Genomic DNA, 12,447 nt, shown 5'->3' with positions numbered 1-12,447 from the left:
CGGACACGGCGCGCGCCGTGGCGGGGTTGTGACTTCCCCCCGGCCGGCGGGGCGACTAACTCAAGGGGCATGACACCTGCGCTTCGCCCGCTCGCCTTTGCCCTCGCGGTCCTCGCCGCGCCCATGCCGCTGGCGGCCGGCGATCTGCCGCCCGGACTCGTCGCGGCCGAGTTGCTGCCCGCGGCGCCCTCGGCCGACGGCAAGGTGATGACCGCGCTGCGCCTCGAGCTGGCGCCGGGGTGGAAGACCTACTGGCGCAGCCCCGGCGAATCCGGCGTGGCACCGCAGTTCGACTGGTCGGGCGCCCCCGGCATCGCTGCCGCGCGCGAGATCTGGCCCGAGCCCGAGGTGATCGACTCGGACGGCACCCGCACGCTCGGCTATCACGACGCGCTGGTGCTGCCGATCGAGCTGACGCTGGCCACCCCGGGCGCACCGCTGTCGGGCCAGTTGGCCGTCGATCTGGGGCTCTGCCTCAACATCTGCGTCCCGGCGCATCTGGTGCTGCCCGCCCCCGCGCAGGCCGCCTTGCCCGATCCGCGCATCACCGCCGCGCTGGCCGCGGCCCCGCGCGCGGGCACCGCCCCCGTGACCTGCACCGTGGGTGAGATCGCCGACGGGCTGCGGGTCGCGGCAAGCGTGGACGAGACCGCCCCCGAGGCCGCGGCGATGGAGCTGGCGCTGCCCGGCATGTGGTCGTCGGAGGCCGAGATCGCCGTCGAGGGCGCCCGCGTGACCACCACGGCCGAGTTCGTCGGCCCCACCGGCAAGCCCTTCGCGCTCGACCCCGCGGCGCTGCGGCTGACGCTGATCGGTGCGGACGGGGCGGTCGAATATCAGGGCTGCACGCTCTCCTGACCCCGGGCCAGCAGCCGCGCCTTGAGCGACAGCAGGTCGGCCCAGGCCTCGCGCTTGGCGACCGGGGTGCGGAGCAGATAGGCCGGGTGGGTCATCGGCAGCGCCGGGCGGCCGAAGGCTTCGGTCCATTGCCCGCGCAGCCGCAGGATACCCTGCCGCCCCAGCGCCGCCTGACAGGGCGTGTTGCCCATCAGCACGATGAACTCGGGCGCCGCCAGCGCGACGTGGCGGGCGACGAAGGGCAGCATCGCGGCGATTTCCTCCGCCTCGGGGCGGCGGTTGCCGGGCGGCCGCCACGGCAGGATGTTGGTGATGTAAAGCGCCGCGGCGGCATCCTCGGCCGAGCGCGAGAGACCGATGGCGGCGAACATCTGGTCGAGCAGCTGCCCGGCGCGGCCGACGAAGGGCCGCCCCTCGCGGTCCTCGTCCTCGCCCGGCGCCTCACCGATGACCATCACCCGCGCGGCCGGGTTGCCGTCGGCAAAGACGAAGTTCCGCGCCCCGCGGCGGATCTCGAGCCCCTCGAACCCCGCCTGCGCCTCGGCCAGCGCCGCGAGCGTCCCGGCGCGCGCCGCCAGCGCCTCGGCCTGCCCGGCCAGCCCGCCGGCCGCGGGCGGCAGCGTGGGTGCCGCGACCGGCGCCGGATCGGCAGCGGCCGCTGACGGCCGGATCGATTCGGCGAACCGGTCGAGCGGCGCATCGAGGATCGCCTCGTCCACGCCCATCTCGCGCTGCCACTCGAGCAGCGCCAGCGCGGTCGCGGCGTCGAGCGCGACATCCCTCCAGGTCGGATCGGCGGTCATGCGCGCGAGGCTAGGCGGGGCGAGGGGACCGTGCAAGCCGCGGGTTGCGCGGCCGCGCCGTGGGGATTCGGGCCAGAACGACGCCCTCAGCCCTCGCGCGGGGCGGCGGCGCGGGCGAGGCGGTCGTTGATGGCAAGGCCGAGCCCGTGGCGCGGAATCGGCGCGACCGCGATGGGGCGGCCGAGCCGGTCGGCCGCGCGCAGCAGATCGAACAGCCGCGCCGCCGCCTCGGTCAGGTCGCCCGCGGGCGAAAGGTTCAGCGCGGCGGGGCCGGGGCCGAAGCCGATCAGCGTCTCGTCCGCGGCCGCCTCGGTGGCGTCCAGCCGCAGCCGGGCGGCGGGGGCGTAGTGGCTGGCAAGCTGGCCGGGCGAATCGGGGGACGCGGTCGCCCCGGCGTGGTCCAGAGGGGCGCCCAGCGCCGCCTCGATCGCCTCGGCCGGGATGCCGCCGGGGCGCAAGAGCGTGGCCCGCCCGTCGCGCCAGCCGACGATGGTGGACTCGACCCCGACCGGGCAGGCCCCGCCGTCCAGCACCGCCGCGATGCGCCCGTCGAGCCCGCCGCCCGCGTCGAGCACATGGGCAGCCGTGGTCGGGCTGACCCGCCCCGAGGCGTTGGCCGAGGGCATCGCCAGCGCCAGCCCTGACTGCCGCAGCACCGTCTGCGCGACGGGATGGGCGGGCACCCGCAGCCCGACGGTGCCCAGCCCTGCGGTCACGATCCCGGCGATCCCCGCCTCGGGGCGCAGCGGCACTACCAGCGTGAGCGCGCCGGGCCAGAAGGCGGCGGCCAGGCGCTCGGCCTCGCCCGCGATCACGCCCACGCGGGCGGCGGCTTCGGCGTCGGGCAGATGCACGATCAGCGGGTTGAAGCTGGGGCGCCCCTTGGCCGCATAGACCCGCGCCACCGCCGCGCCGTTCCGGGCATCTGCGGCGAGGCCGTAGACCGTCTCGGTCGGCAGGGCGACGGTCTCGCCGTCGCCGAGCAGCCGGGCGGCATGGGCGATCCCCTCGGCATCGGGACGCAAGGTCAGTGTCGCGCTGGGGGCCATCTTCACGGTTCCGGGTTGCGGTCGGGCGGGCGCTCAGACAGTTTGTCCGCCACGGGTTTGGGACATACGCGCGGGCGCCCGATTTGCAACCGCCCGGATTGCAGACGACATCCGCGCGATGCCAATTTGGGGGAGACCGATCATGGCCTATCGCGCGCCGGTGGACGACATCGCATTCATCCTCGACGCGGTGGTGCCGCTGGCCCCCGTTGCCGCGACCGACCGCTTCGCCGAAGCGAGCGAGGACACCGTCACCGCGATCCTGACCGAGGCCGGGCGGCTGTCGACCGAAGTGCTGGCGCCCTTGAACCGCGGCAGCGACCTGACCCCCTCGCGGCTGGAAAACGGCGCCGTGCGCTCGTCGCCGGGGTTCGACGCAGGTTTCCGCGCCATCGCCGAAGGCGGCTGGGTGGGGCTCTCGGCCAACCCCGAGCATGGCGGCGCGGGCCTGCCGCAGACGCTGAACGTCGCCGTGGGCGAGATGCTGGCCGGCGCCTGCCTGTCGCTGCAGCTGAACCCGCTGCTGACCCAGGGCCAGATCGAGGCGCTCGAGCATCACGCCTCGGACGAGCTGAAGGCGACCTACCTGCCCAAGCTGATCTCGGGCGACTGGAACGGCACGATGAACCTGACCGAGCCCGGCGCCGGGTCGGACGTGGGCGCGCTCACCACCCGCGCCGAACGGGCCGAGGACGGCACCTACCGCGTCACCGGGCAGAAGATCTTCATCACCTGGGGCGACAGCGACGTGACCGAGAACACCTGTCACCTCGTCCTCGCCCGCCTGCCCGACGGCGGCGCGGGCACCCGCGGCATCAGCCTGTTCATGGTGCCGAAATACATCCCCGACGAATCCGGCAAGCCGGGCGTCGGCAACAGCCTCAAGGTCGTCTCGCTCGAGCACAAGCTGGGCATCCACGGCTCGCCCACCTGCGTGATGAGCTTCGAGGGCGCGACCGGCTGGCTCGTGGGGCAGGAGCACAAGGGCATGGCGGCGATGTTCACGATGATGAACAACGCCCGCCTCGCGGTCGGGATGCAGGGCGTCGCGGTGGCCGAGGCTGCGCTGCAGCACGCCGCCGCCTATGCCGCCGAGCGGGTGCAGATGGGCCCGATCATCCGCCACGCCGACGTGCGCCGGATGCTCGCCACCGGCCGGGCCGAGGTGTTCGCCGCCCGCGCCATCTGCCTTGCCTGCGCGCAGGCGCTGGACATGGCGACCGCCACCGGCGACGCCGACTGGCAGGCCCGCGCGGCCTTCCTGACCCCGATCGCCAAGGCCTGGGGCACCGACGTCGGCTGCCGCGTCGCGGACATGGGCGTGCAGGTCCACGGCGGCATGGGCTTCGTCGAGGAGACCGGCGCCGCCCAGTATCTGCGCGACGTGCGGATCACGCCGATCTACGAGGGCACCAACGGCATCCAGGCCATGGACCTCGTCGGCCGAAAGATGATGGACGGGGGCGAGATGGCCACCCGGATGATCGAGGAGGTGCTGGACGGCGCCAAGGCCGCGCAGGCCGCAATGCCCGACCTCGCCCGCGCCGTCTGGGACGCCGCCGAGACCCTGCGCGAGGCGACCTCGGCCATGCTCGAGGCCGAGGCGCAGGACCGCTTTGCCGGCGCCGTGCCCTATCTCGCGGCCTTTGCCCGGGTGCTGGGCGCGCATTACCACCTGATCGCGGCGCAAAAGGGCGACGACGCGCGCAAGACGCTGGCGAGGGTGTTCATCACCCGCGTGCTGCCCCGCAACGCGGGCGATCTCGCCGAGGCGCGGGCCGGTGCGGGCGATCTCGACGCGCTGCCCGACACGGCCTTTGCCGGGGCGGCGTGACCGCCCCCTCCCCGCGCCCCGCGGCGGCCGAGGCCGCCGCCGAGCCGACGCTCGACGCCGCGCTTGATTCGGCGCAGGTTCCGGGCCCGGCGCGGCCCGAGCCGGCCGAGACCGGCATCGCCCACCCCTGGGCCGCGCCGCCCGCCGAAGGGCAGGCGATCGAGGTCGCCGAGGGCGTGCTGTGGATGCGCCTGCCGCTGCCGATGCGGCTCGACCACGTCAACGTCTATGCGCTGCGCGATGCGGACGGCTGGACGGTCGTGGACACCGGCTTCGACAGCACCCGCAGCCGCGCGGTCTGGGCGGCGCTGAAGGACGGCCCGCTGGCAGGCGCCCCCATCCGCCGGGTGCTCGCCACCCACCAGCACCCCGACCACATCGGCCTTGCCGGCTGGTTCATGGAAAAGGGCGCCGAGCTGCTGACCAGCCGCACCGCCTGGCTCATGGCGCGGATGCTGGCGCTCGACGTGCAGGAGCGTCCGACGCCCGCGCAGGTCGCCTATTGGCGCCGCGCCGGGATGCCGGCCGAGATGCTGGAGCGCAAGGCGGCCGAGCGGCCGTGGAACACCACCGATGTCGTCCACCCCCTGCCCCTCGGCTACACCCGGCTGCGCGACGGTGACCGGCTGCGTCTGGGCGGGCGCGACTGGCGGGTCTGGACCGGCAACGGCCACGCGGCCGAGCACCTGACGCTGTGGTCCGAGGACGACGACCTCGTGATCGCCGGCGACCAGCTTCTGCCGGGGATCTCGCCCAACCTGGGGGTCTACGCGACCGAGCCGGGGGCGAACCCGGTGGCCGAATGGCTCGAGAGCTGCGACCGCTTCGCCGCGCTGGCCGAGGACCGACACCTCGTCCTGCCCGGCCACAAGCTGCCCTACATCGGCCTGCCCGCGCGGCTGGTCCAGCTGGCCGAGAACCACCGCACCGCGCTCGACCGGCTCGCGGCCTCGCTGGCCGATCGGCCGCGCACGGCGGCGGATTGTTTCGATCTGCTCTACCGCCGGCGGATCGGCGAGGGCGAATACGGCCTCGCCCTGGCCGAGGCGATCGCCCATGTGAACGCGCTCGCCGCCGCGGGCCGCATCCGCGTCGTGGGCGAGACCGGGACTGGCGGGCTGATCTGGGGCGCCCCCGCGGACAGGTGACCGCAGAGGGGCGTGACAGGTCGCCGCATTTCTGATAGCACCGGTCGAGGCTGCGCCTGCCGACCGGAGAGAATGTCCGGCGGCGCGGGTGGCAGCGCGCCAGCAGATAGCTCAGGACAGGACAGGCGAGAGATGGCCACGACCCGCACCACCACCACCCATGCCCCCGCTCACGCCCGCGCGCACGCCGTGCATGACGCCCCCCACCACGAGCACGGCACGATGGACATCGTCGAGCACGAGCGCACCTTCGACGGCTTCGTCCGCTTCATGACGTGGTCGGCGGTGCTGACGATCCTGGTGCTGATCTTCCTGGCGCTGACCAACGCCTGATTGCGGAACCGCCCGGCAGACGGCGGACGAGGGACAAGACAGATGCAAAGGCGAAGCTTTCTCGCGCTGGCGGTTCCCGCAGCGCTTGCAGGGTGTGGCGCGGTCTCGGTGTGGGACGACGATGCGACGGTGCGGGCCGCGCGGTTCACCTCGAACGAGCCGCCGTCGATCACGCTGTTCACGGTGATCGGCATCCCGCGCGGCGAGGGCGGGCATTCGGCGCTGATGGTGAACGGCAGCCAGCGGGTGATCTACGACCCGGCCGGCAGCTGGGAACACCCCCGCATCCCGGAACGCAACGACGTGCTTTACGGGATCACCGACAACTTCAAGCACTTCTACATCGACTACCACGCCCGCTCGACCTACTGGGTGGCCGAGGACACGATCCAGGTCAGCCCCGCGGTGGCCGAGGCCGCGATCCGCGCGGTCGAGGCGCAGGGCGCCTCGCCCAAGAGCTTTTGCGCGGTGAACACCGGGCAGGCGCTGCGCCACGTGCCGGGGTTCGAGGGTGCGCCGACCGGGTTCAGCCCGCTCAAGCTGCGCGAGTGGTTCCTGACCCTGCCGGGCGTGACGTCGAAGCGGCATCAGGACGGCGATCCGGCCAACAACCATGACGTGCTGCTGCGCCAGAAGGACGGCTCGATCGAGGGCTACCAGAACGGCCACCTGATCCGCCGCCCGGGGGCCTGACACCCGCCGCGCGGCTAGAGCCCGAGCGCGAACCCCAGCGCCAGCGTCACCCCGCCGCCGACGATCGCGGCGAGGGTGTTGCGGGTCAGAAGCCCCATCCCCAGCGTCACCGCGGCCGCAGCGAGCCGCGCCGGATCGGGCGTCCCGCCGGTGGCGGGGGGCCAGATCACCTGCGGCGCGACCAGCGCCGGCAGCACCGCCACGGCGGTGTAGCGCAAGACGCGCTGCGCCCACTCGGGCACCGGGCGGTTGCCGACCGCGCCGAGGAACGACCAGCGGATCAGGAACGTCCCCACGCCCAGCGTGAGGATCACCCCCCAGATCGCCGCATCCGACCAGCCCGGCATCACCGCCTCGCCTGCGGGCGCGGCGGATTGCCGGGTGGCAGCGCGCCCCGCGCCCGGCGGCGGACGAGCCACGTCTCGGACAGCGCCCCCGCGGCCATGCCGAGCGGCCCAGCGACCAGCACGCCCGTGCCCGGCGGCATCCCCGTCAGCGCCAGCGCGCTGAGGATCGCCACGCCCGCGGCGATCACATGGGGCAGCGTCCGCAGCATCGGCGCGATCATGGCGAGGAAGGTGATCGGCACGGCAAAATCCAGCGGCCACTCGGCCGGGATCAACTGGCCCGCCGTCGCGCCGACATAGGTGAACCCCACCCACGGCAGGCACAGCACCGGCGTCGCCCCGGCCAGATAGGCCATCCGCTGCGCCACGCTGAGGCGCGGATAGCGCTCGAACCGCTGGATGGCGAGGCCGTAGGTCTGGTCGATGAGCACATAGGCCAGCAGCGCCCGCTGCCACGCCGGCGCCGCGCCCACGTAGGGCACCAGCGAGGCCGAATACATCGCCATCCGCAGGTTGATCGCCAGCGCCGAGGCGAGCACGACCAGCACCGCCGCGTGGTCGGTCATCAGCTGCACCGCCGAAAACTGAGAGGCCCCGGCCAGCACGAGGATCGAGGACCCCATCACCTGCGCGATGTCCAAGCCGGCGGCGGTCGCCACGACCCCGAACAGCAGCGCGAACGGCACCAGCACCAGCAGGAACGGCAGCGCCTGCATGAAGCCGTCACGGGCCGCGCGGCCGAGGCTCTGCTCATGCAGCACCGGCGCAGGCGAACGGGCGAAGGGGCGAGGCATGGGGAATCCTGGGCTGCGAAAAGCTGCCGCGGCACCATTGCCAACCCGGCCTGCCGCCGCAACCCGAGGGCGGCGCCGGATGCCTCCGGCGGGGATATTTTTGTCCAGCCCGAGGCGGGCGCGCCGCGCTCAAGGCGTCGTTCTTGCCCAGATCCCCCGGCCCGGCCGAGGCTCAGGGGCGCCTCGCTCACCCAAGGCGCGGGGTTGTCAGTCGGCGAAATCCGCGACCGCCTCGTCGTCCCTCAGCTCCAGCTCGATCACCCAGAGGTCAGGGTCGGCGGCGCGGCGGCGGGCGATGGCGGCGTCGATCTCGCGCGGGGTGCCGGTGGCCTGCGCGACCCATCCGCGCTGGTCGGTGCCAAAGTCATACTCCTGTGCCCAGAGCTCCGCCTGCCCCCCCGGACGCACCACCGACACGGCAACCGCCCCGGCCGTCTCGTCCCCGCGGTGGACCACATAGGCCCCCCGCCCGGCCAGGTCGGCGCGCCTGAGCAGCGCCGCGACCCTCAGGCCGGCGGTCAGCCGCGGCTCCACCCGTCAGTCCCCGTCGCGGAAGTCGAGGCCCATCTCGCGGTAGCGCTCAGCCTCGTCCAGCCAGTTCTCGCGCAGCGCCACGCGCAGGAACAGATGCACCGGCCGGCCCATGAACTCGGCCAGCTCCTCGCGCGCGGCCCGGCTCACGGCCTTGATCGTCTCTCCGCCCTTGCCGACGACGATGCCCTTGTGCCCCTCGCGGCTGACGTAGATCACCTGGTCGATGCGGGCCGAGCCGTCCTCGCGCTCCTGCCAGCTCTCGGTCTCGACGGTGAGCTGATAGGGGATTTCCTCGTGCAGCCGCAGGGTCAGCTTCTCGCGCGTCATCTCGGCGGCGATCTGGCGCATCGGCAGGTCGGCGATCTGGTCCTCGGGGTAGAGCCACGGCCCCTCGGGCAACTCGGCGGCAATCCAGTCCATCAGGTCGGCGGTGCCGTGCCCGCGCTCGGCCGAGATCATGAAGGTCCGCGCGAACGGATAGGCCGCGTTGAGCGCCTGCGAGAGTTCCAGCAACTCCGGCGCCTTGACCCGGTCGATCTTGTTGATCGCCAGCGCCACCGGAGCCTGGCCCTGACGGGCCTTCAGCGCGTCGAGGATCGCCTGCACCCCGTCGGTCAGGCCGCGATGCGCCTCGACCAGCAGCACGACGATGTCGGCATCCGCCGCCCCGCCCCAGGCGGCGGCGACCATCGAGCGGTCGAGCCTGCGGCGCGGGCGGAAGATGCCGGGGGTGTCGACGAAGACGATCTGCGCCGGGCCGTGCAGGGCGATGCCGCGGATGCGGGCACGGGTGGTCTGGACCTTGTGGGTGACGATCGAGACCTTGGCCCCCACCAGCCGGTTGAGCAGCGTGGACTTGCCGGCGTTCGGCTCGCCGATCAGGGCGACGAAGCCCGCGCGGGTCGGGGCGTCCGGCGTGTCTTGGGTGGTCTCGGTCGGGTCGGTCATCGGCCTCTCACGGCTGGTGTGGTGTTCATGCAGCGTTCATGCAGGGTTCATGCACAGTTCATGCGAACGGCGGGCGGATGGTTCCATCGGCCGCCCTCATGGCCGTGCCCGCGCTACGCGCCCGCGTCCAGCGCGTCGAGCATCGCCTGTGCGGCCAGCTGCTCGATGCTGCGCTTGGTGCCGGTGCCCGCGGCCTCGGCGCTGCGGCCGTCGTCGAGCGTCACGGTGATGCGGAACTGCGGCGCGTGGTCGGGGCCGCTGCGGTCGGTGATCTCGTAGCGCGGCGGCGTCATGCCCTTGGCCTGCGCCCATTCCTGCAGGACGGTCTTGGGGTTGTGCGAGGCCGCCTCGGCCCCCTCGATCCGGTCGCCCCAGAGCCGCAGGATCAGCGCCCGGGCGGCGTCGAACCCGGCATCGACATAGACGGCGGCCAGCACCGCCTCCATCGCGTCGCCCAGCACCGCCTCTTTCCGGCGCCCGCCGGTCAGCATCTCGGACCGGCCGAGCTTCATCACCTCGCCCAGCCCGATCTCGCGGGCGATCTCGGCGCAGGTCTCGCCGCGCACCAGCGCGTTGAGGCGGGGCGCGAGCTGCCCCTCGGTCGCGCCGCGGTCGTGGTGGAACAGCGCCTCGGCGATGGTGAGGCCGAGCACCCGGTCGCCCAGGAACTCGAGCCGCTGGTTGTCGGGCCGGGTCGGCGACGAGAGGCTCGAGTGGGTCAGCGCGCGGATCAGCAGCGCCGGGTCGGCGAACTGGTGGCCCAGCCGCCGCTGAAAGGCGACCAACTCGGCCGAGGGCCGCGGCCCGGCCATGTCAGTGGATGGCGCGGAAGAAGCGGTCCGCGCGCCAGGTCCAGAAGTAGAGCAGCGACGACCCCGCCGACGAGAACATCACCCGGTCGGCGCGGCCGATGAGATACTCGGCCGGCACGAAGCCCAGCCCCCCGGCGATGGCCGGCACGCGGCTGTCCTCGGAGTTGTCGCGGTTGTCGCCCATGAAGAAGTAGTTGCCGGCCGGCACCGTGAACACCGGCGTGTCGTCGAGCGGCCAGCCGTCGAGGATGTTCAGCACGTCATGGGCCACGCCGTTGGGCAGCGTCTCGGTGAAGCGCTGCTTCTCGCAGGTCCCGCCTTCGGGCACCGGCTCGTTCCAGCAGCGCGGCAGGGTGCGCCCCGGCCCCTGCGGCAGCTTCGGTTCGCTGAAGACGCCGTTCGGGGTCTGCGGCAGCGGCTGGCCATTCAGGATTACCTGCCCGCCCACCAGCTGCACCGTGTCGCCCGGCAGGCCGATCACCCGCTTGACGAAATCCACCCCGCGGGTCGGATGGCGGAACACCACCACGTCGCCGCGCTCGGGCGCGCGCTCGAGGATGCGGCCCGTGATCGGGCAGAGCGAGAACGGGCAGGAGTGGCGCGAATAGCCGTAGGCCATCTTGTTGACGAACAGGAAGTCGCCGATCAGCAGCGTGTCCTTCATCGAGCCCGAGGGAATCCAGAAGGGCTGGAAGAACAGCGTCCGGAAGACCCCGGCGATCACCAGCGCCCAGAACACGGTCTTGACCGTTTCCCAGATGCCGCCCTGTTCCTTGGCCGTGCTGCGCGCCATGTGTGCCCCGTGTCGCTGTCGTGGATGCCCGCGACAGGCGCGGGATTGTGGTGCGGGTTCTTGGGCAGGCAAGGCGGCGGAAGTCAAGCGGTGCGGGGCCTGAGCGCCCCTTGGCAGCGCCGCCCGGCCGCTCGCGCCGCCCCTCGGGCTGGACCCAAATATCCCCGCCGGAGGCAGCCGGCCGCACCACCCTCGCCAACGTCAGCCGCGGGGCGCTGCGCGCTCAGCCTGCGGACACGGCAGGCAGTGCCTCGATCACGACGAAGGCCTGCGCCCAGGGGTGATCGTCGGTCAGCGTGACGTGAACCACCGCGCGGTGCCCCGGCGGGGTCATCGCCGCGAGCCGCTCGGCCGCCCAGCCGGTCAGCGCCATCGTCGGCTGCCCCGAGCGCAGGTTGGTCACCGCCATGTCGCGCCAGGCGATGCCCATGGCGAGCCCGGTGCCGAGCGCCTTCGAGCACGCCTCCTTCGCCGCCCAGCGCTTGGCGAGGGTCGCCGCCTCATGCGGGCGGCGGGCGGCGCGGGCGAGTTCGGTCTCGGTGAACACCCGCTGGCGGAAGCGGTCGCCGTGCCGGTCGAGCACCGCGGCGATGCGGTCGATGTTGCAGAGGTCGGTGCCGATTCCGAGGATCATGGTGCTGCGCCCGTGGCCGAAGGGGTCCGGGTATCCGGGCCAGAAAGAAGCCCCTCGGGGGGCAGAGGCGCCGCGGCGGGGGCGTCCTCGCCGAAGGCCTGGTCCCAGAGCCCGCCGAGCCAGCCCGCGCCGCGCCCATAGGCGGCCGCCGACAGATCCGGCAGGTCGTCGTAAAGCCCCTGCGCCCCGGCCCAGACCGCGCCGGGGCTGGCGCGGACCTTCTCCCACAGCTCGGCGCGGGTCGGCACCTCCATCCCGCAGACCTCGTCCTCGCGCACCGGGTCGTCGGGGTTGAAGGCCGCATCGAGCGCCCGCATCTCGCCCATCATCGCGCAGGCGTCGGCGAGCTCCCACGCCGTCGCCGCGGCGATCACGCCGATGCCGATCACCGGCAGCGCCTCGCCCGCCATGCTGGCCACGTTGCGGGTGGTGGCGATGGCGGTGCGGCGCGAGACGCGGGTGGCGGTGTCCTTGACCGCCTCGCGTGCGGCCATGCGGCTGCCGCGATAGGTGACGGGCGCGTCGGCGAGTTCGCGCGCAAGGCGGGCGTTGGCGGCGCGGCTGTCGGCCAGCTCGCGGGCGAGGTTGTCGGCGCGACCCGTCGCCGCCCGCCGCTCGGCCGCCTCGGTGGCGGCGCGGGCCTGGACCCGGGCCAGATCGTCGGACTGCCGCGTGGCGAGGGATCGCAGGCCGGTCACCCCCTCGACCACGCCCGCGACGGCGGAAAACACCGCCGGCACCATCGTCATGGCAATGCTCAGCGCCAGCGAGCCGGCCATGACCAGCATCATCAGCACCGACCAGATCCCGCCCAGCGCGGCGAGGGTCAGGCGCAGGGCGCGGGTGATCCGGCGCAACAGGCTCATG

The 12,447-nt window shown here is 73.3% G+C and carries 15 protein-coding genes; 5 read left to right on the top strand and 10 right to left on the bottom strand.

Translation table 11 applies throughout. The features are described from left to right. Positions 1 to 69: 69 nt before the first annotated feature. A complete protein-coding gene (locus HGN31_RS09205; protein ID WP_244960954.1) occupies positions 70 to 858 on the top strand; it encodes a protein-disulfide reductase DsbD domain-containing protein in 789 nt (262 codons plus the stop codon). Here the strand turns inward: HGN31_RS09205 and HGN31_RS09200 are convergent. Beyond that, positions 837 to 1,661, bottom strand: coding sequence for a uracil-DNA glycosylase (locus tag HGN31_RS09200; RefSeq protein WP_168783007.1), 825 nt, complete (start codon positions 1,659 to 1,661; stop codon positions 837 to 839). The genes HGN31_RS09205 and HGN31_RS09200 overlap by 22 nt on opposite strands. An 86-nt stretch (positions 1,662 to 1,747) precedes the next feature. Continuing rightward, positions 1,748 to 2,710: an L-threonylcarbamoyladenylate synthase gene (locus HGN31_RS09195; protein ID WP_168783006.1), complete on the bottom strand. Its 963-nt coding sequence runs from the start codon at positions 2,708 to 2,710 to the stop codon at positions 1,748 to 1,750. A 142-nt stretch (positions 2,711 to 2,852) separates the two neighbouring features. Here HGN31_RS09195 and HGN31_RS09190 point away from each other — a divergent pair, with 142 nt between their 5' ends. From HGN31_RS09190 to HGN31_RS09175, 4 genes are all read left to right on the top strand, one after another. Continuing rightward, a complete protein-coding gene (locus HGN31_RS09190; protein ID WP_036733821.1) occupies positions 2,853 to 4,544 on the top strand; it encodes an acyl-CoA dehydrogenase in 1,692 nt (563 codons plus the stop codon). Between the two features lie 116 nt (positions 4,545 to 4,660). Then, positions 4,661 to 5,692, top strand: a complete 1,032-nt coding sequence (locus HGN31_RS09185) for an MBL fold metallo-hydrolase (RefSeq protein WP_244961213.1) — start codon at positions 4,661 to 4,663, stop codon at positions 5,690 to 5,692. 132 nt (positions 5,693 to 5,824) lie between these two features. Further along, positions 5,825 to 6,025, top strand: a complete 201-nt coding sequence (locus tag HGN31_RS16715) for an aa3-type cytochrome c oxidase subunit IV (protein WP_036702505.1) — start codon at positions 5,825 to 5,827, stop codon at positions 6,023 to 6,025. A gap of 42 nt (positions 6,026 to 6,067) precedes the next feature. Next, on the top strand, positions 6,068 to 6,718 hold the full coding sequence (locus tag HGN31_RS09175) for a type 1 periplasmic-binding domain-containing protein (protein WP_052171800.1): 651 nt from the start codon (positions 6,068 to 6,070) through the stop codon (positions 6,716 to 6,718). 14 nt (positions 6,719 to 6,732) lie between these two features. On the opposite strand, the gene HGN31_RS09170 is transcribed toward HGN31_RS09175, so the two are convergent. The 8 genes from HGN31_RS09170 to HGN31_RS09135 form a co-directional block, all read right to left on the bottom strand. Continuing rightward, a complete protein-coding gene (locus HGN31_RS09170; protein WP_036702508.1) occupies positions 6,733 to 7,065 on the bottom strand; it encodes an AzlD domain-containing protein in 333 nt (110 codons plus the stop codon). Continuing rightward, complete coding sequence (locus HGN31_RS09165) at positions 7,065 to 7,859, bottom strand: AzlC family ABC transporter permease (protein WP_211096279.1); 795 nt, start codon at positions 7,857 to 7,859, stop codon at positions 7,065 to 7,067. The genes HGN31_RS09170 and HGN31_RS09165 overlap by 1 nt, the downstream gene beginning before the upstream one ends. A 207-nt stretch (positions 7,860 to 8,066) precedes the next feature. Next, positions 8,067 to 8,393, bottom strand: coding sequence for a DUF1491 family protein (locus HGN31_RS09160; protein WP_168783005.1), 327 nt, complete (start codon positions 8,391 to 8,393; stop codon positions 8,067 to 8,069). 3 nt (positions 8,394 to 8,396) lie between these two features. Then, on the bottom strand, positions 8,397 to 9,341 hold the full coding sequence (gene era / locus HGN31_RS09155) for a GTPase Era (RefSeq protein WP_168783004.1): 945 nt from the start codon (positions 9,339 to 9,341) through the stop codon (positions 8,397 to 8,399). 113 nt (positions 9,342 to 9,454) lie between these two features. Next, positions 9,455 to 10,153, bottom strand: a complete 699-nt coding sequence (gene rnc / locus HGN31_RS09150) for a ribonuclease III (protein WP_036709779.1) — start codon at positions 10,151 to 10,153, stop codon at positions 9,455 to 9,457. 1 nt (position 10,154) lies between these two features. Next, positions 10,155 to 10,946, bottom strand: coding sequence for a signal peptidase I (gene lepB / locus HGN31_RS09145; RefSeq protein ID WP_168783003.1), 792 nt, complete (start codon positions 10,944 to 10,946; stop codon positions 10,155 to 10,157). Between the two features lie 223 nt (positions 10,947 to 11,169). Next, complete coding sequence (acpS, locus tag HGN31_RS09140) at positions 11,170 to 11,580, bottom strand: holo-ACP synthase (protein ID WP_036709776.1); 411 nt, start codon at positions 11,578 to 11,580, stop codon at positions 11,170 to 11,172. Next, positions 11,577 to 12,446, bottom strand: a complete 870-nt coding sequence (locus HGN31_RS09135; RefSeq protein WP_168783002.1) for a hypothetical protein — start codon at positions 12,444 to 12,446, stop codon at positions 11,577 to 11,579. Before HGN31_RS09135 ends, acpS begins: the two co-directional genes overlap by 4 nt. Position 12,447: the final 1 nt, after the last annotated feature.

Origin of the sequence: Paracoccus sanguinis (assembly GCF_012689545.1) — a bacterium.
In the GTDB taxonomy this organism is placed as follows: domain Bacteria; phylum Pseudomonadota; class Alphaproteobacteria; order Rhodobacterales; family Rhodobacteraceae; genus Paracoccus; species Paracoccus panacisoli.
This window is presented reverse-complemented; position numbering and strand designations above follow the sequence as displayed.

What these genes read in the sequence shown, in the direction of transcription:
- HGN31_RS09165 (WP_211096279.1), bottom strand. Translation starts at nt 7,859, where the DNA reads ATGCCTCGCCCCTTCGCCCGTTCGCCTGCGCCGGTGCTGCATGAGCAG.
- HGN31_RS09175 (WP_052171800.1), top strand. Translation starts at nt 6,068, where the DNA reads ATGCAAAGGCGAAGCTTTCTCGCGCTGGCGGTTCCCGCAGCGCTTGCA.
- HGN31_RS16715 (WP_036702505.1), top strand. Translation starts at nt 5,825, where the DNA reads ATGGCCACGACCCGCACCACCACCACCCATGCCCCCGCTCACGCCCGC.
- HGN31_RS09200 (WP_168783007.1), bottom strand. Translation starts at nt 1,661, where the DNA reads ATGACCGCCGATCCGACCTGGAGGGATGTCGCGCTCGACGCCGCGACC.
- acpS (WP_036709776.1), bottom strand. Translation starts at nt 11,580, where the DNA reads ATGATCCTCGGAATCGGCACCGACCTCTGCAACATCGACCGCATCGCC.
- HGN31_RS09170 (WP_036702508.1), bottom strand. Translation starts at nt 7,065, where the DNA reads ATGCCGGGCTGGTCGGATGCGGCGATCTGGGGGGTGATCCTCACGCTG.
- HGN31_RS09195 (WP_168783006.1), bottom strand. Translation starts at nt 2,710, where the DNA reads ATGGCCCCCAGCGCGACACTGACCTTGCGTCCCGATGCCGAGGGGATC.
- HGN31_RS09135 (WP_168783002.1), bottom strand. Translation starts at nt 12,446, where the DNA reads ATGAGCCTGTTGCGCCGGATCACCCGCGCCCTGCGCCTGACCCTCGCC.
- lepB (WP_168783003.1), bottom strand. Translation starts at nt 10,946, where the DNA reads ATGGCGCGCAGCACGGCCAAGGAACAGGGCGGCATCTGGGAAACGGTC.
- era (WP_168783004.1), bottom strand. Translation starts at nt 9,341, where the DNA reads ATGACCGACCCGACCGAGACCACCCAAGACACGCCGGACGCCCCGACC.
- HGN31_RS09205 (WP_244960954.1), top strand. Translation starts at nt 70, where the DNA reads ATGACACCTGCGCTTCGCCCGCTCGCCTTTGCCCTCGCGGTCCTCGCC.
- rnc (WP_036709779.1), bottom strand. Translation starts at nt 10,153, where the DNA reads ATGGCCGGGCCGCGGCCCTCGGCCGAGTTGGTCGCCTTTCAGCGGCGG.
- HGN31_RS09190 (WP_036733821.1), top strand. Translation starts at nt 2,853, where the DNA reads ATGGCCTATCGCGCGCCGGTGGACGACATCGCATTCATCCTCGACGCG.